The sequence below is a fragment of the Nocardioides hankookensis genome (assembly GCF_042658885.1).
GTDB classification, from domain to species: Bacteria; Actinomycetota; Actinomycetes; order Propionibacteriales; family Nocardioidaceae; genus Nocardioides; species Nocardioides hankookensis.
On the sequence record NZ_JBHSRJ010000004.1, the window covers coordinates 825,521 to 843,629 of the forward strand.

The following is an 18,109-nucleotide window of genomic DNA, read 5'->3' on the forward strand; positions in this document are numbered from 1 at the left end:
TGTAACAGATGCTGGTAGCGTCCGAGCATGGCGACCAGCACGGCCTTCGACGACCTCCTTGCCGACGACGGGCGGGTCGAGCCGCGCGACGAGATGCCGGACGCCTACCGCCGCACGCTGGTCCGCCAGGTCGCCCAGCACGCGCACTCCGAGATCATCGGGATGCAGCCGGAGGGCAACTGGATCAGCCGGGCGCCGAGCCTGCGCCGCAAGGCGATCCTGATGGCGAAGGTGCAGGACGAGGCCGGCCACGGGCTCTACCTGTACGCCGCCGCCGAGACGCTCGGCGTCGAGCGAGCCGACCTGCTCGACCAGCTGCACACCGGCCGGCAGAAGTACTCCTCGATCTTCAACTACCCGACGCTGAGCTGGGCGGACGTGGGCGCGATCGGCTGGCTGGTCGACGGCGCCGCGATCGTCAACCAGGTGCCGCTGTGCCGGTGCTCCTACGGGCCCTACGCGCGCGCCATGGTGCGGGTCTGCAAGGAGGAGTCCTTCCACCAGCGGCAGGGCTTCGAGATCCTGCACACCCTCGCGCACGGCACCCCCGAGCAGCGGGCGATGGCGCAGGACGCCGTCGACCGCTACTGGTGGCCGTCGCTGATGATGTTCGGCCCGCCCGACGACAGCTCGCCGAACTCGGCGCAGTCGATGGCCTGGGGCATCAAGCGGTTCTCGAACGATGACCTGCGGCAGCGCTTCGTCGACATGACGGTGCCGCAGTCGGAGGTCCTCGGGCTGACGCTGCCCGATCCCGACATCCGCTGGAACGAGGAGCGCGGCCACTACGACTTCGGGCCGATCGACTTCACCGAGCTCGGCGAGGTGATCGCCGGCAACGGACCCTGCAACCGCGACCGGATGGCGCACCGCGTGGGTGCCCACGAGGACGGCGCCTGGGTGCGCGACGCGGCCACCGCCTACGAGGCGAAGCGGGCTGCGCGCACCGCGGGTGCGGCATGACCACCGGCTGGCCGCTCTGGGAGGTCTTCGTCCGCTCGCGGCGCGGGCTCTCGCACACGCACGTCGGGTCGCTGCACGCCCCCGACGCCGAGCTGGCGCTGCGCAACGCGCGCGACGTCTACACCCGCCGCCAGGAGGGTGTCTCGCTCTGGGTGGTGCCGTCGTCGGAGATCGTCGCCTCGGACCCGGGGGAGCGCGACTCGTTCTTCGACCCCGCCGACGACAAGGTCTACCGGCACCCGACCTTCTACGACGTCCCGGACGGGGTCGAGCACCTGTGAGCGATCTCTTCCCGTACGTCCTGGGGCTGGCCGACGACGCGCTCGTCTCCGCGCAGCGGATGGGCTGGTGGATCAGCCGTGCGCCCGAGCTCGAGGAGGACCTCGCGCTCGCCAACATCGGGCTCGACCAGCTGGGCCAGGCCCGGTCGCTGCTCTCGTACGCCGGCACCGTCGAGGATGCCGGCCGCTCCGAGGACGACCTGGCCTACCTGCGCGACGACCGCGAGTTCCGCAACGTCTGGCTCGTCGAGCGACCGCAGACCGACTTCGGGGTCGCGATGGCGCGCCTGCTGGTCTTCTCGGCCTACCAGGGCGAGCTCTACGCCGCACTCGCCCGCAGCGACGACCCGACGCTGGCCGCGATCGCGGCGAAGGCCGTGAAGGAGGTCGCCTACCACCGCGACCACGCGCGGCTGTGGACCCTGCGGCTGGGCGACGGCACCGAGGAGTCGCACGACCGCGTGCAGGCGGCGCTCGAGGGGGAGTGGCCGCACGTCGAGGAGCTCTTCGCGCCCGTCGAGGGCGCGGTCGTGGACCCGTCGACCCTGCGGGACGCGACGCTCACGCGCATCGAGGCCGTCATCGGCGAGGCGACCCTCACCGTCCCGCAGGTCGCGCCGGCCATCGGTGGCGGACGTCGGGGCCTGCACACCGAGCACCTCGGCCACCTGCTCGCCGAGATGCAGCACCTGCACCGCTCGCACCCGGGGGCGACGTGGTGACGGCGGAACGCTCGGCCGCGTGGAAGATCGCCGCCGACCTGCCCGACCCCGAGCTGCCGGTGGTGACCATCGCCGACCTCGGGATCCTGCGTGACGTGACCGAGGACGACCAGGGTCGCGTGCACGTGCAGATCACGCCGACGTACTCCGGTTGTCCCGCGATGGAGACGATCAGCACGGACCTGGTCGACGCGCTGACCTCCGCCGGCTACCAGCACGTCGACGTCGAGTTCGTGCTCGCCCCGGCCTGGACGACGGACTGGATGACCGAGGAGGCGAAGGGCAAGCTGGCGGCGTACGGCGTCGCCCCGCCCGGCCCGGTGGGTGGCCCGATCGCTCTGGAGCTGTCCGTGCGCTGCCCGCAGTGCGGTTCGCTGGACACCCGCGAGTCGAGCCGCTTCGGGTCGACGGCGTGCAAGTCGCTCTGGGTGTGCCGCGCGTGCCGGGAGCCGTTCGACCACTTCAAGGCTCACTAGTGGCAGCGACCTTCCACGCGCTGCGGGTCGCGGCGATCGACGAGCTGACCGACGACGCGGTCGCGCTCACGTTCGAGGTGCCGCCCGACCTCGCCGACGAGTTCGTCTACACGCCGGGCCAGCACCTGAACATCCGCGGCGGCGACGACGTACGCCGCTCCTACTCGATCTGCACCGCGCCCTCCTCGGGCCGGCTCCGGATCGGGGTCAAGCGGCTGCCGGGCGGTGCCTTCAGCGAGGGCGTGCTGTCGACCCTGTCCGTCGGCGACACGCTCGACGTGATGACGCCGGCCGGCCGGTTCACCACCGCGCTCGACCCGGCGGCGTCGCGACACTGCGTGGTGGTCGCCGCCGGCTCCGGGATCACGCCCGTGCTCTCGATCGTGACCGCCGTCCTGGAGGCCGAGCCGTCCTCGTCGGTCACGCTCGTCTACGCCAACCGCACGCACCGCACCGTGATGTTCCTCGACGAGGTGCACGACCTGAAGGACCGCTACCCGGACCGGCTCCAGATCGTGCACGTGCTCTCGCGGGAGGCCTCCGACGTCGAGCTCCTGTCGGGGCGTCTGGACGGCGAGCGGCTGCGTGCGATCGCCGCGGCGCTGCTGCCCGACGCCGCGTCGGCGCAGTGGTTCCTGTGCGGGCCGCAGCAGATGCTCGTCGAGCTGCGCGCGACGGTCGCCGACCTCGGGGTCCCGGACGCGCAGGTGCACAGCGAGCTCTTCCACGCCGACCCGGTCCCGCGGGCGCCGGTCGCCGACCTCGCCGGTGCGGTCGACGGTGCCGCGCAGGTCACGGTCCGACTCGGCGGCCGGTCCTCGTCGTTCGACCTCCGGCCCGACGGCGAGCCGGTGCTGGACGCGGCGGTCGCCGTACGCTCCGACCTGCCGTTCGCCTGCAAGGGCGGCGTCTGCGGCACCTGCCGGGCGCGGCTGGTCGCCGGCACCGTCGCGATGGACGCCAACTACGCCCTCGAGCCGGACGAGATCGAGCGCGGCTACGTGCTCACCTGCCAGGCGCACCCGACGTCTGCCGAGGTCGTGCTCGACTACGACGGCTGAGTGCCCTGCTCGCGCCGCTCGTGCAGGCGCTGCTGGGCGGCCCCCAGGTAGGCGAGGCACGGCGCCTCGGCGCCCGCGTGCTTCTCGGTCAGGTGGAAGATCCACCGGTCCATCGCCGCCAGGTAGCCGTTGTCCTCGCCCGACCGGTGCGTCGACCACTTGCGGTGGCCCTTCGCCGTGCAGGTCGTGCAGGTGATCTTGTAGAGGAACTGCTTGTCCGCGCCGAGGTCGATCTTCACCGTGGCCAGCGGCCCGACCTCGACCGCCGCCTTACGCTCCCGAGCGGACTTGCTCGCCACCATGTCCCACCCCTGTCGTCGTCGGCAGGCGAGCCTACGCCTGGAGCGCGTGCCTCTGGCCCCACCGGCCGTGGCCGGCGGGGTGTGGTCAGCGGAGATGTCGTCCGGAGGGACTGGTCCACAGGAAGTCGGTGGTGCCGGTGCGGACGTAGCTCCAGCCGCCGTGGGTCTTGAGGCGGTGGTGGCCCCGGCAGAGCGGGGCGAGGTTGGCGGACGTCGTCGGGCCGAGCGGCCAAGGCACGATGTGGTCGAGGTCGCAGCCGCGGGACGGGCGCGAGCAGTGCGGGAAGACGCAGGTCGGGTTGAGCAGGATCGCCTGCTCGTGCTGGCGGGGAGTCGGTGCGTAGCGATCGGTGGTCAGCTCGGCGGCGAGGTCGATCACGGGCCTCAGCGTCACCCGGGCGCCGGCGAGGCTGCACCACTCGACGAGCTCGTCGGTGGTCACGATCGAGCGGGTGTTGACGACGTCGACCAGCTCGTGCCCGTCCGGGCGGGTGTGGGCGTAGATGACGATCTCGGTCGCGTGGTCGGCGGAGCCCAGCATGCCGGCGGCCATTGCGCGGCGGTGGTCGATCGGGAGGGTGGGGTCGGTGTCGAGCAGGTCGTGGGCGCGTTCGGAGATCGCCGACTCGAGGGCCAGCGCGGCCGGGAGGTCGAGCAGCCCGTCCACGTGCACGAGCCCGTCGGTCGTCAGCTCGTCCGTGCGGATCCGGAAGTAGCGCTCGTCCGAGCGGGCCAGGCGCTCCGCCTCGACGGCGGCCGGGTCGAGCGCGGCCCGTGCCTTGTCGACCGCCTTCTCGATCTGCGCGTACGAGCAGGAGTGCGCGACGCGGGCGAGGTGGCGGTCGACGTACGCCGCTCCCTCCGGCGGGAGGCACCGCGTCGCCTGGGAGACCTTGCGCGCCTTCCAGACCCGGACCTCCCCGGCGACCACGCGGTCCCAGAGCCGAGGGAGGCGGTGCCGGATCTCGACCGCGTCGCCGAGCAGGGTGCGGCCGGCGTCGGTCGAGAGCCCCAGCGAGAGCGCGAAGTCGGCGATGGCGAACTCCGCCACCGTGGGGGCGCCGTCGCCGGCGATCTGCAGGTCGCGCTCGCCGTACGGGATCGAGAGGTCGACGTCGTCGCCCGGGTGGAGGTCAACCCAGCGGGCCGCCAGCTCGAGCTGGCGCGCCTCGGCGTAGACGACCAGGTCGAGGGTGTCGATGACCTCGCGCAGCACCTCGTCGGCCGGGTCGGCGAAGCCGGCCGGCATCGAGGTGTCGGGTGCTGCGGTCATGGTTCAACCCAAGCACTCGCCACCGACAATCAGATGCTCAGAACCCTTGTTCTGCCCGGGATGTGGACACTTTCGAGAAGTTCTTCGGGTCTATTTTTTTCGCGGTACGTCGCGGGAGGTGGTTTCGAGGCTCGGCGCTAGCGCGCCTCGCACCTCAACCACCGGCTGCAACCCCAGGACGGCGGGTCGATCGGGTGCCACACTGAGCCCGTGACCGACGTCGTCGACCCACCGGCACCGGCGGGCAGCCGGCCCCGAGTCACGCGCCGACGGGTGGCCCTGGGGGTCGTCGGGTTGATCGCGGTCGCCGGCCTCGCCGCAGCCGGCTGGTGGTGGACGCACCCGAGCCTGTTCGATGCACCGGGCAACGTGGTCAGCTACGACAGTGCGACTGTCGGCACGCCCGTGAGCGTCGGCATCACGGTTCCGGGCGCACCCGACGGCGTGGGTGACGTGACCATCACGGACGTCGAGGCCAACCTCGCTCAGAATACGTCGGCGTCGACGATCGCGTTCTCCGTCTGCACGCCCGGTGGTCGGGACGTCATCGGTCTCCTCGAAGGAATCCCCGAGGAGCTGTGCCTCGCCGTACGCCCGGTCACCCACGTGCGGCTCGGATCCGACGACTACCTCCTGATGACCGTCACGCCGACCGAGCCAGGCGTCGTGGACGTGACGAGCTTCGACGTCACCTACCGGTACGGGTCGCACCGGCTCTGGCGGCACGGCACGGACACCACCGGCACGCGCGTCACCATCACCACTCTCTAGTTGCCACCTCGACACCCTGCCTCGGCTTCCGGGGTTTCGAGACGGGCCTGGCGGCCCTCCTCAACCGCCGGAAGGCCGGCTGGCGGTGCCGACCCGAGCGCGCCTCGCGCGGTGACCACCGGGGTCCTAAGGTCGGACGCATGAAGACTCGGAACCTCGGCAGCAGCGGCCTCAAGATCTCGGAGATCGCGTACGGCAACTGGTTGACCCACGGGTCCCAGGTGGAGGAGGACGCGGCGACGGCGTGCGTACGACGCGCGCTGGACGAGGGGATCACCACCTTCGACACCGCGGACACCTACGCGAACACCAAGGCCGAGACGGTTCTGGGCGAGGCGCTGAAGGGCGAGCGGCGCGAGGGGCTGGAGATCTTCACCAAGGTCTACTGGCCGACCGGGCCGGGCGCGCACAACGACCACGGCCTGTCGCGCAAGCACATCCACGAGTCCATCAACGGCAGCCTGGAGCGGCTGCAGACGGACTACGTCGACCTCTACCAGGCGCACCGCTACGACCACGAGACGCCGCTCGAGGAGACGATGGAGGCGTTCGCGGACGTCGTACGCCAGGGCAAGGCGCTCTACATCGGGGTGAGCGAGTGGCGCGCGGACGAGATCCGAGCGGCGCACGCACTGGCCCGCGAGCTGCACGTCCCGCTGGTCTCCAACCAGCCGCAGTACTCGATGCTCTGGCGGGTCATCGAGGCCGAGGTGGTGCCGACGAGCGAGGAGCTCGGGATCGGCCAGGTCGTGTGGTCGCCGATCGCGCAGGGCGTGCTGACCGGCAAGTACCTGCCCGGGCAGGCCGCGCCGGAAGGCAGCCGCGCCACCGACGACAAGGGCGGCGCGAACATGATCAAGCGATGGCTCCAGGACGTCGTCCTCGAGCGGGTGCAGCAGCTGAAGCCGGTCGCCGACGAGGCCGGCCTGTCGCTGGCCCAGCTCGCCGTCGCCTGGGTCCTCCAGAACGACAACGTCTCCGCCGCGATCATCGGCGCCAGTCGGCCCGAGCAGGTCAGCGACAACGTGAAGGCGTCGGGCGTGACGCTGGACGACGCGACGCTGAAGGCGATCGACGAGATCGTCGACCCGATCGTGGAGCGGGACCCGGCGAAGACCCAGTCCCCGGCGAGCCGGGACTTCTAGGACGAGCTAGCGGTCGTAGTCCTCGGGCAGGTGCTGCCCGATGCGGACCCGCGCCTTGGGCAGCCGCATGAACTTCATCTGCATCGACCGGGTCACGGCGTAGTAGGTCAGCCCCTTGGCCGACTGACCGGGGAAGCGCGAGTCGAAGGCCCGACGCAGCCGGAAGCGCAGCAGGACGAGGTCCAGGGCGACCATCACGACGGTGCCCAGCAGCAGTGTGTTGCCGATCCGGGCCAGCGAGGTGTTGCCCGAGTAGCCGAGGATCATCGTCACCAGCAGCAGCGGGATGACCAGCTCGACGAGCGAGAAGCGCGCGTCGACGAAGTCGCGGACGAACCGGCGCTGGGGACCCTTGTCGCGGGCCGGGTAGTAGCGCTCGTCGCCGTCCCGCATCGCCTGGCGGATCGACTTGCTGGACTCCGACCGGGTGGACCGCTGCGCGGCCGCCAGCTCCTTGCGCGTGCGCGGGGCCTTGGCCCGCGCCTTCGCGGCGGCCTCGGCCTCCTTGCGGGTCGGGGTGGGGCGACCCTTGCCACCGACCTTGGTCGGCTGCGGCTCGGGGGCGGACTCGGTCTTGCTGCGACGGAACAACGCGGGGCCTTCACTGGGAGGGACGATTACCGGTCAGACTACCGGCGTCGTCGCCGTCCCTTGCTTTTGCACCTAGGGTTGGCCGCATGGGACTTTGGCAGCGCTTCACGCTCATCTTCCGCTCGAAGGCCAACAAGGCGCTCGACCGTGCGGAGGACCCGAGGGAGACGCTCGACTACAGCTACCAGCGGCAGGTCGACCTGCTCGCGAAGGTACGCCGCGGCGTCGCGGACGTCGCGACCAGCCGCAAGCGCGTCGAGCTCCAGATCAACCAGCTCGAGCAGCAGTCCGCCAAGCTCCAGGACCAGGCCCAGAAGGCCATCACGATGGACCGCGAGGACCTCGCCCGTGAGGCCCTGACCCGCAAGTCCGGCCTCTCCGCGCAGATCGCCGACCTCAAGACGCAGCTCACCCAGCTCCAGGGCGAGGAGGAGAAGCTCGTCCTGGCCCAGCAGCGGCTCCAGGCCAAGGTCGAGGCGTTCCGGACCCGCAAGGAGACGATCAAGGCGACGTACACCGCCGCCGAGGCGCAGACCCGGATCAACGAGGCGATGTCGGGCATCGGCGACGAGCTCGGCGACGTCGGCGCGGCGATCCAGCGGGCCGAGGACAAGACCGCGCAGATGCAGGCGCGCGCAGGCGCCATCGACGAGCTGATCGCCTCCGGTGCGCTCGACGACGTCTCTGCCGTCGGCGGCGGCGACGACATCTCCCGCGAGCTCGACGCGATGAGCTCGCAGGCCGACGTCGAGGCCGAGCTGGCCGCGCTCAAGGGCGGCAGCACGCCGGCGATCGAGTCGACGGGGGCCGCCGACGCCCAGGAGCAGGTCCAGGAGAAGACAGAGGGCGACCCCGCCTGACGCCTTGAGCGACCCCGGAGAATAGGGGCATGGCACACACTCGGTTCGTCGGCGACGCGGGGCTCACCGCCCGGATGACGCTGGTGATGTTCCTGCTCGGCGGTCTCTTCGTCGGGCTGGTCGTCGTCCTGATGTCGGTCTTCTGGAGCTACGGCGGCGTCGGCATCGGGATCCTGATCGGTCTCGGCGGCCTCGGGCTGGTGTGGTTCCAGTGGTACAAGTCCGACACCGTCGCCATGAAGGCGATGGGCGCCCGCGAGGTCAGCCCGCAGCAGGCGCCCGAGCTGCACGACATGGTCGAGCGGCTCTGCGCCCTCGCCGACATGCCGAAGCCCCGGGTCGGCATCGCCGACACCGACCTGCCCAACGCGTTCGCGACCGGACGCTCGCCCGACCGCTCGGTCGTGGTCGTCACGACCGGCATCCTCAAGATGCTCACGGCCGAGGAGCTCGAGGGCGTCCTGGCGCACGAGCTCTCCCACGTCGCGCACCGTGACGTCCTGGTGATGACCTTCGCCTCGTCGGCGGGCATCCTCGCCGGCATGCTGACGCGCGGCGCGCAGTACGGCGCGTTCTTCGGCGGTGGGCGTCGCGACAACAACAACGGCGGACTGCCGGTCTGGCTGGTCGTGCTCGTCGTCAGCCTGGTCACGTACGCCGTCAGCTTCCTGCTCCTCAAGCTGCTCTCGCGCTACCGCGAGCTGTCCGCCGACCGGTCGGGTGCCTACCTCACGATGAAGCCCGAGGCGCTCGCCTCGGCCCTCCAGAAGATCACCGGGGAGATCAACACGATCCCGGACCGCGACCTGCGCGCCTCTCAGCCGATGAACGCGTTCTTCATCGCGCCGGCCGTCAAGGGCGTCTCGCTGCGCACCCTGACCTCCACCCACCCGACCCTCGAGCAGCGGCTCGAGCAGCTCGCGAGCATCCGCGCCGAGCTCAACCGCTCGGCCTGACCGGCCGCCGTCGTGGGTTTCTGGGACGTCGTCACCGGCCGCAGCCGGCCCAAGGCACCGCAGCTCGACTCGCTCTTCCTGGTCCCGAGCGCGGCGGTCACGCTCGAGACGACCCTGGGCCTGCGACCCACCGGCGCCGGCTCGGTCTGCTACCGCGCGGCGAGCGGCAACGCCTTCGCGCAGGTGCAGGCCGAGGTCGTCGAGCTCCTCAACGCCGACCCGGACGAGCCCGACGTCGAGCTCAGCCAGGACGAGTTCGGGTTCACCTGGCTGGTGGTCCACGAAGACCCGGACGACCCCGACGGCATGGCCGACCTCTGCACCGACCTGCACGCCGTCAACACCTCGCTCGAGGACCACGGCTTCGGTCCGGGACTGCTCTGCTCGCTGGTGCCGTTCGTCGGTCCCGACGGCCGTCGGGTCGGCCTGGTCTACCTCTACAAGCAGGGCACGTTCTACGCCTTCGCCCCCGAGCCGGGCGCGGAGCGGCGGCGCGACAACCTGCTCGAGATCCAGCTGCGCGACGCCCTCGCCGGCGAGCTCCCGATGGAGCAGGACCTCGGCCGCTGGCTCGCCGTCTGGGGAGCTCCCGGGCTGTAGGCCACAGCCGCCGCACAGGTTGACCCGAGGACCCCCACAGTCCCGGCCGACATCGTCTGCGTCGCGGGACCGCCGGTCCTGCATCGATTCGACGTCGAGAGGATGACCGTGCGACTGCCTACCCGTCGCCGTTCGCGGATCCTGCTGGTCGGTGCCCTCGTGGCGCTGGTCGCGGTCGCGAGCACCGGTGCCTGGATGCTCACCCGTGACAGCTCCCAGGCCGCCACCAGCACCACCGCCACCGTGTCCACCCAGACCATGCGGGAGACCGTCTCGGCTGACGGCACCCTGGCCGCCAGCCGGACCAGCGACGAGTCGTTCGCGGTCTCCGGGACCGTCACCCGGGTCGCGGTCTCCGAGGGCGACAAGGTGCGCAAGGGAGACGTGCTGGCCACGGTCGGCAGGGCCGGGCTGGTGGCGACGCGCACGGCCGCGGCCTCCTCGCTCGACGCCGCCCAGACCCAGCTGGACGAGGACGAGGACGCGGGCGCCAGCGACGTCCAGGTCGCGGCGGACGAGGCCGCGGTCGCCTCGGCCCGCGCCACCCTCGCCGACGCCCGGCAGGCCGTCACCGACGCCACGCTGCGCGCCACGATCGGTGGCACCGTCACCTCCGTCGACCTCAGCAAGGGCGACACCGTCGGCTCGGGCTCGACGGGCGGCGCGAGCACCGGCGCCGACAGCAGCAGCACGGACACCTCCACGGGGACGATCTCGATCGTCGCCACCGGCTCGTACGTCGTGGACGCGACCGTCGCGGCCGCGGACGTCGACCAGCTCAAGAAGGGCCTCCAGGTCGAGATCGCGGTCACCGGCGTCACCGACACCGTCTACGGCACCGTCTCCGAGGTCGGCCTGGTCGCCCAGACCAACGACAGCGGCGCGGCCGTCTTCCCCGTCACCATCGCCGTCACCGGCAAGCAGAAGGACCTGTACGCCGGCGTCTCGGCCACCGCCACGATCATCGTCAAGCAGCGTGATGACGTGCTCACCGTGGTCAGCCGGGCGCTGACGACCAAGGACGGCGCGACGTACGCCACCAAGGTCGACGGCGGCAAGGAGACCGAGGTCGAGGTCACGACCGGCGAGACCTTTGGCATGACCACCGAGATCCTCTCGGGCCTCGAGGAGGGCGACACGATCGTCGTCCCCGGCTTCACCCGGCCGACGGGCGGCGGCAACGGCACCGGCGAGGGCGGCCAGCAAGGCTTCCCCGGTGGCGGAGAGATGCCCGACTTCAGCCAGATGGGCGGCAACGGCCAGCCGCAGATGACGGGTCCCGGCCAGTGAGCGAGCCGATCATCGCGCTGGACGGCATCCGCAAGACCTACCGCTCCGGCAGCCTCGAGTTCGAGGCGCTCTGCGGCATCGACACCGCGATCAGCGAGGGCGAGTACGTCGCCGTCGTCGGTCCCTCGGGCTCCGGCAAGTCGACCCTGATGAACATCCTGGGCTGCCTCGACAACCCCACCGCAGGCAGGTACCTGCTCGCCGGCGAGGACGTCTCGACGATGAGCGAGGCGCAGCTCGCCGAGGTCCGCAACCGACGCATCGGCTTCGTCTTCCAGCAGTTCAACCTGCTGGCCAGCCTGCCCGCCTGGCGCAACGTGGAGCTGCCGCTCGTGTACGCCGGGGTGTCCCGCCACGAGCGGCGCGAGCGTGCCGTCGCGGCGCTGACCCGGGTCGGTCTCGCCGACCGGACCGAGAACCGCCCCGGCGAGCTCTCCGGCGGCCAGCAGCAGCGCGTCGCCGTGGCCCGCGCCCTGGTGACCGAGCCGGCGATGATCCTGGCCGACGAGCCGACCGGCAACCTCGACTCGCGCTCCACCGCGGACGTGCTCGACCTGCTGGACGAGCTGCACGGCGCGGGCCGCACGATCGTGCTGATCACCCACGAGAAGGACGTCGCCGAGCGCGCCGGCCGCAACCTCGTGATCAGCGACGGCCAGATCACCTCGGACCGGCCGACCGCGCGGGCGGGGGTGTCGGCATGAACTGGGCCGAGACCCTGCGCGCCGGCGCCGAGGCCGTCCGCGCGCACCGGATGCGGTCGCTGCTGACGATGCTCGGCATCGTCATCGGCATCGCCTCGGTGATCCTCACCGTCGGCTTCGGCCAGGGCGCCCAGGACAAGGTGCGCGACCAGATCGACGCGCTCGGCAGCAACCTGCTGATCGTCTCGCCCGGCAGCAGCACCGACTCGGGCGGCATGCGCGGCGGCTTCGGGTCCGCGACCACGCTCACCCTCGACGACGCCACCGCGATCGCCGACCGCACCGCGGTGCCCGACGTCAGCCGGGTCGCGCCGACGACCTCGACCTCGACGGCGGTGACCGCGGGGGAGACCAACTGGACGACGTCCGTCGTCGGCACGACGACCGACTGGCTCGACGTACGCGCCCGCACCCTGACCTCCGGCCGCTTCTTCACCGCCGACGAGGTCGCCTCCGGGGCGAAGGTCGTCGTGCTCGGGCCGGACACGGCGAGCGAGCTCTTCTCGATCGGCAGCCCGGTCGGACAGACCGTCACCGTCGGCGGGCAGCAGCTGACCGTGATCGGGGTCCTGGACTCCAGCGGCTCCTCCGACTCCGGCAGCACCGAGGACGACCAGGCGGTGGTGCCGATCAGCACGGCCAAGGCGCTGACCGGCTCGACCTCGGGCTCGGTGTCGACGATCTACGTCGAGGCCGCCTCGTCCGGCACGTTGAGCGCGGCCTACCAGGAGGTCCAGAGCCTGCTGGCCACCCGCCACGGCGTCACGACCGCCGAGGCCGACTTCAGCATCTCCACCCAGGAGTCGCTGGTGGAGACGGCCAACTCGACCAACAAGACGCTGACGGTGCTGCTCACCGGCATCGCCGCGATCTCGCTGCTCGTCGGCGGGGTCGGCGTCATGAACATCATGCTCGTCTCGGTCACCGAGCGGATCCGCGAGATCGGGCTGCGCAAGGCGCTCGGCGCCACCCCGAGCGTGATCGGGCGGCAGTTCCTGGTCGAGGCCTCGATGCTCGGTCTCGCCGGCGGGGTGGTCGGGGTGCTGGTCGGGGTCGTCGGCTCCTGGGTGCTGCCACCGCTCATCGACCAGCCGGTGACGCTCTCCCTGCTCGCCACCGCCGCGGCCCTGCTGACCGCGCTCGCCCTGGGCGTCGGCTTCGGCGTCTACCCCGCGAGCCGCGCCGCCCGCCTCACCCCCATCGACGCCCTGCGCAGCGAATGACGCTGCCGACCCTCGAAAGGCCCACCATGAACCTCACCCGCGTCACCCTCGCCACCGCCTCGTCGGTGCTGCTCGTCGCCACCCTCGCCGCGTGCGGTGGCGGCAGCGACGACGCCGCCACGGACACCTCCGGCGCCGCCGCCCAGGCCGGGGGTGCTCCGAACGCCGGCCAGGGCGGCCGCACGCCCGGCGCCTCCGGCACGGTGGCCGCCGTCAGCGGCAGCACCGCCCAGGTGCAGAACGACCAGAGCGGCCAGGTCGCCGTCAGCTGGACGAAGGGCACGACCTTCACCCAGCAGGTCGACGCCACGCTCGCGGACGTCACTGTCGGAAGCTGCGTGATGGTGACCGACGGCGACGACGACACCGCCGCGACCGTGCGGATCACCGCTGCGAACGACGACGACGGCTGCGGCTTCGGCGGTGGCCAGCGTCCCGACGGTGCCCCGTCGGGGATGCCGTCCGACATGCCCACGGACCGGCCGTCCGACATGCCCTCGGGTGGCCCCGGAGGCATGGGCGGCGGGTTCGGCACCGTCGGCGAGGTCACCTCCGTGTCGGCGACCGGCTTCACCGTCAGCGCCACGCAGCCGGGCAGTGAGGACGCGTCCGACGTCTCGGTGACGGTCGGCGACGACACGACGTACACGACCCAAGCGAAGGCGCAGGCCTCCGCGGTCACCGTCGGCCGGTGCGTGACCGCGCGCGGCGACAGCGACGACACCGGTGCGGTGGTGGCGACCACGATCAGCGTCTCCGACCCCGTCGACGGCCAGTGCACCGGCGGCTTCGGTGGCGGTGGCATGCGCGGCCCGGAGGGCGGTGCCGCGTGAGGATCCCACGCCGCCTGGTCGCGGGCGTCGCCGTGCTGGCCGTGGCCGGAGTCGGGTACGCCGGGTACGCCGCGGCCGCCGACGACCCGTCGTACCGCACCGCACGCGCGAGCATCGGCGACCTCGAGGAGACCGTCGACCTGACCGGCACGGTGGAGCCGGCCGGGCGCGCCGACCTCGCCTTCGCGACGTCCGGCACGGTCGCCGAGGTGACCGTCGAGCCGGGGGAGAAGGTGAGCGCCGGCCAGGTGCTCGGCCGCCTCGACGACGGGAGCCTGCGCGAGGCCGTGCAGCACGCCCGCTCGACGCTCGCCTCGGCCCGCGCCCAGCTCGAGTCCGACATCGCCGCCCAGACCGAGGCGGTCTCGGACGCGAGCACCGGGCAGACGCAGACGCCCCAGTCAGGTGGCCAGTCACCGCAGGGCCAGTCACCGCAGGGCCAGACTCCGCAGGGCCAGACTCCGCAGGGCCAGTCGCCCTCGGCGAGCCCGTCGACCCAGCCCGACGACGGGGACGACGAGAGTGATGACGACGGCGTCGACCTGGCGGCGCTCGCCGCCCAGCAGCAGGCGGTGCTGACCGCGCAGTCCGCGGTGTCGACCTCGCTGGCGGCGGCGCAGGACGCGCTCGCCGCCCAGCAGGCCGCCTGCACCGCGACCCCCGAGGCCGCGGTCAGCCAGGAGTGCACCGACGCGCTCACCGCGGTCCAGGCCGCCCAGCAGCAGGTCGCGACCGACCAGCAGGCGCTCCAGGACGCGCTCGAGGCGCTGGGCGACACCCTGACCGCCGCGCTGGGCGACGACACGAGCACCGCCGCGGACGCGGCCGTCGCGTCGACGGACCAGGAGCCCGCCATCGTGCTCGTCGCCGCCACGACGGGCAGCAGCGGGATGAGCGGCGGCACCGTGACCGCGGCGACGCTCGCGAAGGACCAGGCCTCGATCGACCAGGCGAAGGCCGACCTCGTCTCCGCGCAGCAGGAGCTCGCCATGGCCACCGTGACCGCGCCGTTCGCGGGGAAGGTGGTGGCGGTCGACGCCGCCGTCGGCGACTCGGTGGCCGCCGGGACCGAGGTCTTCGTCCTGGTCTCGCAGGGCACCACGACGGTGCAGGTCTCCGTGTCCAGCACCCAGGTGCAGGAGCTCGAGGTCGGGCAGGTCGCCCGGGCCACGCCGGCCGGTGCCGACGCCGCGCTGCGCGGCACCGTCACCCAGGTCAGCTCGGTGCCCGCCAGCGACTCGACGTACGCCGTGACGATCACGCTGCGCCGCAAGCACCTCGACATCGCGACGGGGCTGACGGCGTCCGTCGCCGTCGTGACCGGTACGGCGTCCGACGTCGTGACCGTGCCCGCCTCCGCGGTGTCCGACGGGCGGGTCACCCTGCTCCAGGACGGCGTGGCGACGCCGACGCCGGTCACCACCGGGGTCACCGGAGCCACCCGGGTCGAGATCACCGACGGCCTCGCGCAGGGCGACGAGGTCGTGCTTGCCGACCTCGACGCGGCGCTGCCGACGGGCGACACCGAGACCAACAACCGGATGCAGTTCGGTGGCCCCGGAGGCACCGGCGGGTTCGGCGGCACGGGGGGTCCGCCCACCGGTTTCCAGCGTCAGGGGCAGTGAGGCTCTGGCAGCGTGAGGCGGCGGCGTACTAACCTGCCGCCCGACGACCGGATGAGCCAGTGGGGGGCGACGACCGTGACGAGCTCGGTGCAGGACCCGACGTACGACGGGGCGCAGGACGTCGTGCGCGTCGCGGAGATCGGCAAGTACCAGGTCCTGGTCCAGCCGCCGCGCGCCGACCTGCTCGCGATCGTCGAGATCGCCGCCCAGGTCGCCCAGACGCCGATGGCGACGATCAACCTGATCACCGACACCGAGCAGCACCAGATCGCGACGCACGGGTTCGACGCCTCGGTGTGCACCCGCGAGGACTCGATGTGCAACGTCGTGCTGCACGCGGGTCGCCCGGTCGTGGTGCCCGACGCCAGCCTCGACCCACGGTTCCGCGACAACCCGTTCGTGACCGGCGTGATCGGCAACGTCCGCTTCTACGCCACCCACCAGCTGCGCACGCCCGAGGACGTCGTGATCGGCACCCTGTGCGTCTTCGACGAGGTGCCGCGGTCGCTGAGCGACGAGCAGGAGCACGCGCTGGTCGGCCTCGCCGACCGGGTCGTCGACCTGCTCGAGCTCGAGCTGCGCACCCGCGAGCTCGAGCGGTCCAACGAGCAGCTCGCCGCCTTCGCCGGCCAGGTCAGCCACGACCTGCGCAACCCGCTCACGGCCGTGACGCTGTCGCTGAAGATGATGGACGAGGAGGTCGACGAGGACGCGGACCTCGCGTTCCTCGTGCACCGCGCCATCGGCGGCGCCGACCGGATGCAGTCGCTCATCAACGACCTGCTGGCCTTCGCCCGGGTCGGGGGTGAGCTCCAGCGCGTGCCGGTCGACCTGGCGGCCGTGTTCGCCGACGTCCGCGAGGACCTGAGGACCGCGCTCGACGGCGCGACCGTCGAGGTCGGCGACCTGCCGACCGTCACGGGCGACCCGGTGCAGCTGCGCGCCGTCCTGCAGAACCTGGTGGCGAACGCCGCCAAGTTCGTCCGTCCGGGGGAGGCCGCCCACATCGAGGTCGGCGGTCAGCAGGTGGGCGACCGGTGGCGGATCGAGGTCTGCGACCGGGGTCCCGGCATCCCCGCGGACCAGCAGGAGCGCGTCTTCCAGCCGCTCGCCCGGATCGACGAGGACGTCGAGGGCTCGGGCATCGGCCTGACCACCTGCCGACGGATCGTCGAGGCGCACGGGGGCCGGATCGGCCTCACGGACTCGCCGTACGGCGGCACCTGCGCCTGGTTCGAGCTGCCCGCCTGAGCGAGCGGTCAGTCCTTGTGCGTCTTGCCCGGCAGGGCGAGCATCCGCTCCAGGGCGACCAGCGCGTGCCTCTCGGTCTCCGGGTCGACCTCGATCCGGTTGACGACCTGGCCCGCGACGAGCGACTCCATCGCCCACACGAAGTGGGGGAGGTCGATCCGGTTCATCGTCGAGCAGTAGCAGACGGTCTTGTCGAGGAACGTGATCCGCTTGTCCGGGTGGGCGGCAGCGAGTCGCTTCACCAGGTTGAGCTCGGTGCCGATCGCCCAGCTGGAGCCGGCCGGGGCGGCCTCGATGGTGTTGATGATGAACTCGGTCGAGCCGACCAGGTCGGCCTTGAGCACCACCTCGTGCTTGCACTCGGGGTGCACCAGGATCTGGATGTCCGGGATGGTCGCCCGCAGCTCGTCGACGACCTCCTCGGAGAAGCGGCCGTGCACGGAGCAGTGGCCCTTCCAGAGGATCATCTTCGCGTCGCGCAGCTGCTCGGTCGTCAGGCCGCCGTTCGGGCGGTGCGGGTCCCACACGACGCAGTCATCGAGGGTGAGACCCATCTTCAGCACGGCGGTGTTGCGGCCCAGGTGCTGGTCGGGGAGGAAGAGGACCTTCGCGTCCGGCTTCTGGTCGAAGGCCCACTCGAGGGCGACCTCGGCGTTGCTCGACGTGCAGACGACGCCGCCGTTGCGGCCGCAGAACGCCTTGATGTCGGCGGAGGAGTTCATGTAGGTGACGGGTACGACGGAGTCGGCGACGCCCGCCTCGACCATCGCGTCCCACGCCATCTCCACCTGGGTCAGCCGCGCCATGTCGGCCATCGAGCACCCGGCGGCGAGGTCGGGGAGGATCACCTGCTGCTGCGGGCTCGTGAGGATGTCGGCCGACTCGGCCATGAAGTGCACGCCGCAGAAGACGATGAACTCGGCGTCCGGGCGGGCCGCCGCGTCGCGCGCGAGCTTGAACGAGTCGCCCGTGACGTCGGCGAACTGGATGACCTCGTCGCGCTGGTAGTGGTGACCCAGCACGAAGACCTTGTCGCCGAGCGCCGCCTTGGCGGCCAGGGCACGCGCGACCAGGTCGGGGTCGGAGGCCGCAGGCAGGTCGCCGGGGCACTCGACGCCGCGTTCGCTGTTGAGGTCGACGCCACGGCCGAGGGGGAGCAGCGGCAGGTCCACGGTGGTCATG

20 protein-coding genes are annotated in these 18,109 nt (G+C 71.9%); 16 read left to right on the forward strand and 4 right to left on the reverse strand.

Annotated features, from left to right (window positions below; all coding sequences use genetic code 11):
• Positions 1-27: 27 nt before the first annotated feature.
• Genes paaA through paaE form a run of 5 tightly spaced genes read left to right on the forward strand, consistent with a single transcriptional unit; the run spans position 28 to position 3,503 of the window.
• Complete coding sequence (gene paaA / locus ACFPYL_RS10405) at positions 28-963, forward strand: 1,2-phenylacetyl-CoA epoxidase subunit PaaA (protein WP_379153583.1); 936 nt, start codon at positions 28-30, stop codon at positions 961-963.
• Entirely contained in the window at positions 960-1,244 is a 285-nt protein-coding gene (gene paaB, locus ACFPYL_RS10410; RefSeq protein ID WP_379153585.1) for a 1,2-phenylacetyl-CoA epoxidase subunit PaaB, read from the forward strand. The genes paaA and paaB overlap by 4 nt, the downstream gene beginning before the upstream one ends.
• Positions 1,241-1,966, forward strand: coding sequence for a 1,2-phenylacetyl-CoA epoxidase subunit PaaC (paaC, locus tag ACFPYL_RS10415; RefSeq protein ID WP_379153587.1), 726 nt, complete (start codon positions 1,241-1,243; stop codon positions 1,964-1,966). The genes paaB and paaC overlap by 4 nt, the downstream gene beginning before the upstream one ends.
• Complete coding sequence (gene paaD / locus ACFPYL_RS10420; RefSeq protein WP_379153589.1) at positions 1,963-2,442, forward strand: 1,2-phenylacetyl-CoA epoxidase subunit PaaD; 480 nt, start codon at positions 1,963-1,965, stop codon at positions 2,440-2,442. The genes paaC and paaD overlap by 4 nt, the downstream gene beginning before the upstream one ends.
• The gene (gene paaE / locus ACFPYL_RS10425) at positions 2,442-3,503 is read left to right on the forward strand and encodes a 1,2-phenylacetyl-CoA epoxidase subunit PaaE (protein WP_379153591.1); all 1,062 of its coding nucleotides are present in this window, start codon (positions 2,442-2,444) and stop codon (positions 3,501-3,503) included. The genes paaD and paaE overlap by 1 nt, the downstream gene beginning before the upstream one ends.
• On the opposite strand, the gene ACFPYL_RS10430 is transcribed toward paaE, so the two are convergent.
• Positions 3,491-3,805, reverse strand: coding sequence for a hypothetical protein (locus tag ACFPYL_RS10430; RefSeq protein WP_379153593.1), 315 nt, complete (start codon positions 3,803-3,805; stop codon positions 3,491-3,493). The two genes, paaE and ACFPYL_RS10430, sit on opposite strands and share 13 nt — an antisense overlap.
• Positions 3,806-3,890: 85 nt before the next feature.
• Positions 3,891-5,078, reverse strand: coding sequence for an HNH endonuclease signature motif containing protein (locus tag ACFPYL_RS10435; RefSeq protein WP_379153595.1), 1,188 nt, complete (start codon positions 5,076-5,078; stop codon positions 3,891-3,893).
• A gap of 210 nt (positions 5,079-5,288) precedes the next feature.
• Here ACFPYL_RS10435 and ACFPYL_RS10440 point away from each other — a divergent pair, with 210 nt between their 5' ends.
• Both ACFPYL_RS10440 and ACFPYL_RS10445 read left to right on the forward strand, forming a co-directional pair.
• The gene (locus ACFPYL_RS10440; protein ID WP_379153596.1) at positions 5,289-5,849 is read left to right on the forward strand and encodes a hypothetical protein; all 561 of its coding nucleotides are present in this window, start codon (positions 5,289-5,291) and stop codon (positions 5,847-5,849) included.
• 140 nt (positions 5,850-5,989) lie between these two features.
• Complete coding sequence (locus ACFPYL_RS10445; RefSeq protein WP_379153598.1) at positions 5,990-6,994, forward strand: aldo/keto reductase family protein; 1,005 nt, start codon at positions 5,990-5,992, stop codon at positions 6,992-6,994.
• Positions 6,995-7,000: 6 nt separating this feature from the next.
• Here ACFPYL_RS10445 and ACFPYL_RS10450 read toward each other — a convergent pair whose 3' ends face one another.
• A complete protein-coding gene (locus tag ACFPYL_RS10450; RefSeq protein ID WP_379153600.1) occupies positions 7,001-7,585 on the reverse strand; it encodes a DUF3043 domain-containing protein in 585 nt (194 codons plus the stop codon).
• Positions 7,586-7,671: 86 nt separating this feature from the next.
• Here ACFPYL_RS10450 and ACFPYL_RS10455 point away from each other — a divergent pair, with 86 nt between their 5' ends.
• The 9 genes from ACFPYL_RS10455 (at position 7,672) to ACFPYL_RS10495 (ending at position 16,927) form a co-directional block, all read left to right on the forward strand.
• A complete protein-coding gene (locus ACFPYL_RS10455; protein ID WP_379153602.1) occupies positions 7,672-8,445 on the forward strand; it encodes a PspA/IM30 family protein in 774 nt (257 codons plus the stop codon).
• Between the two features lie 29 nt (positions 8,446-8,474).
• Complete coding sequence (gene htpX / locus ACFPYL_RS10460) at positions 8,475-9,401, forward strand: zinc metalloprotease HtpX (RefSeq protein WP_379153604.1); 927 nt, start codon at positions 8,475-8,477, stop codon at positions 9,399-9,401.
• A gap of 12 nt (positions 9,402-9,413) precedes the next feature.
• Entirely contained in the window at positions 9,414-10,001 is a 588-nt protein-coding gene (pspAB, locus tag ACFPYL_RS10465) for a PspA-associated protein PspAB (protein WP_379153606.1), read from the forward strand.
• A 102-nt stretch (positions 10,002-10,103) separates the two neighbouring features.
• The gene (locus tag ACFPYL_RS10470) at positions 10,104-11,291 is read left to right on the forward strand and encodes an efflux RND transporter periplasmic adaptor subunit (RefSeq protein WP_379153608.1); all 1,188 of its coding nucleotides are present in this window, start codon (positions 10,104-10,106) and stop codon (positions 11,289-11,291) included.
• A complete protein-coding gene (locus ACFPYL_RS10475; RefSeq protein ID WP_379153609.1) occupies positions 11,288-11,995 on the forward strand; it encodes an ABC transporter ATP-binding protein in 708 nt (235 codons plus the stop codon). The genes ACFPYL_RS10470 and ACFPYL_RS10475 overlap by 4 nt, the downstream gene beginning before the upstream one ends.
• On the forward strand, positions 11,992-13,218 hold the full coding sequence (locus ACFPYL_RS10480) for an ABC transporter permease (protein ID WP_379153611.1): 1,227 nt from the start codon (positions 11,992-11,994) through the stop codon (positions 13,216-13,218). Before ACFPYL_RS10475 ends, ACFPYL_RS10480 begins: the two co-directional genes overlap by 4 nt.
• Before the next feature lie 26 nt (positions 13,219-13,244).
• Positions 13,245-14,051, forward strand: a complete 807-nt coding sequence (locus tag ACFPYL_RS10485) for a hypothetical protein (protein ID WP_379153613.1) — start codon at positions 13,245-13,247, stop codon at positions 14,049-14,051.
• The gene (locus ACFPYL_RS10490; RefSeq protein WP_379153615.1) at positions 14,048-15,676 is read left to right on the forward strand and encodes an efflux RND transporter periplasmic adaptor subunit; all 1,629 of its coding nucleotides are present in this window, start codon (positions 14,048-14,050) and stop codon (positions 15,674-15,676) included. The genes ACFPYL_RS10485 and ACFPYL_RS10490 overlap by 4 nt, the downstream gene beginning before the upstream one ends.
• Before the next feature lie 12 nt (positions 15,677-15,688).
• Positions 15,689-16,927 carry a sensor histidine kinase gene (locus ACFPYL_RS10495; protein WP_379153617.1) on the forward strand — a complete coding sequence of 413 codons (1,239 nt, stop codon included), beginning with the start codon at positions 15,689-15,691 and terminating at the stop codon, positions 16,925-16,927.
• A gap of 8 nt (positions 16,928-16,935) precedes the next feature.
• Here ACFPYL_RS10495 and nadA read toward each other — a convergent pair whose 3' ends face one another.
• Positions 16,936-18,108, reverse strand: coding sequence for a quinolinate synthase NadA (gene nadA / locus ACFPYL_RS10500; RefSeq protein WP_379153619.1), 1,173 nt, complete (start codon positions 18,106-18,108; stop codon positions 16,936-16,938).
• Position 18,109: the final 1 nt, after the last annotated feature.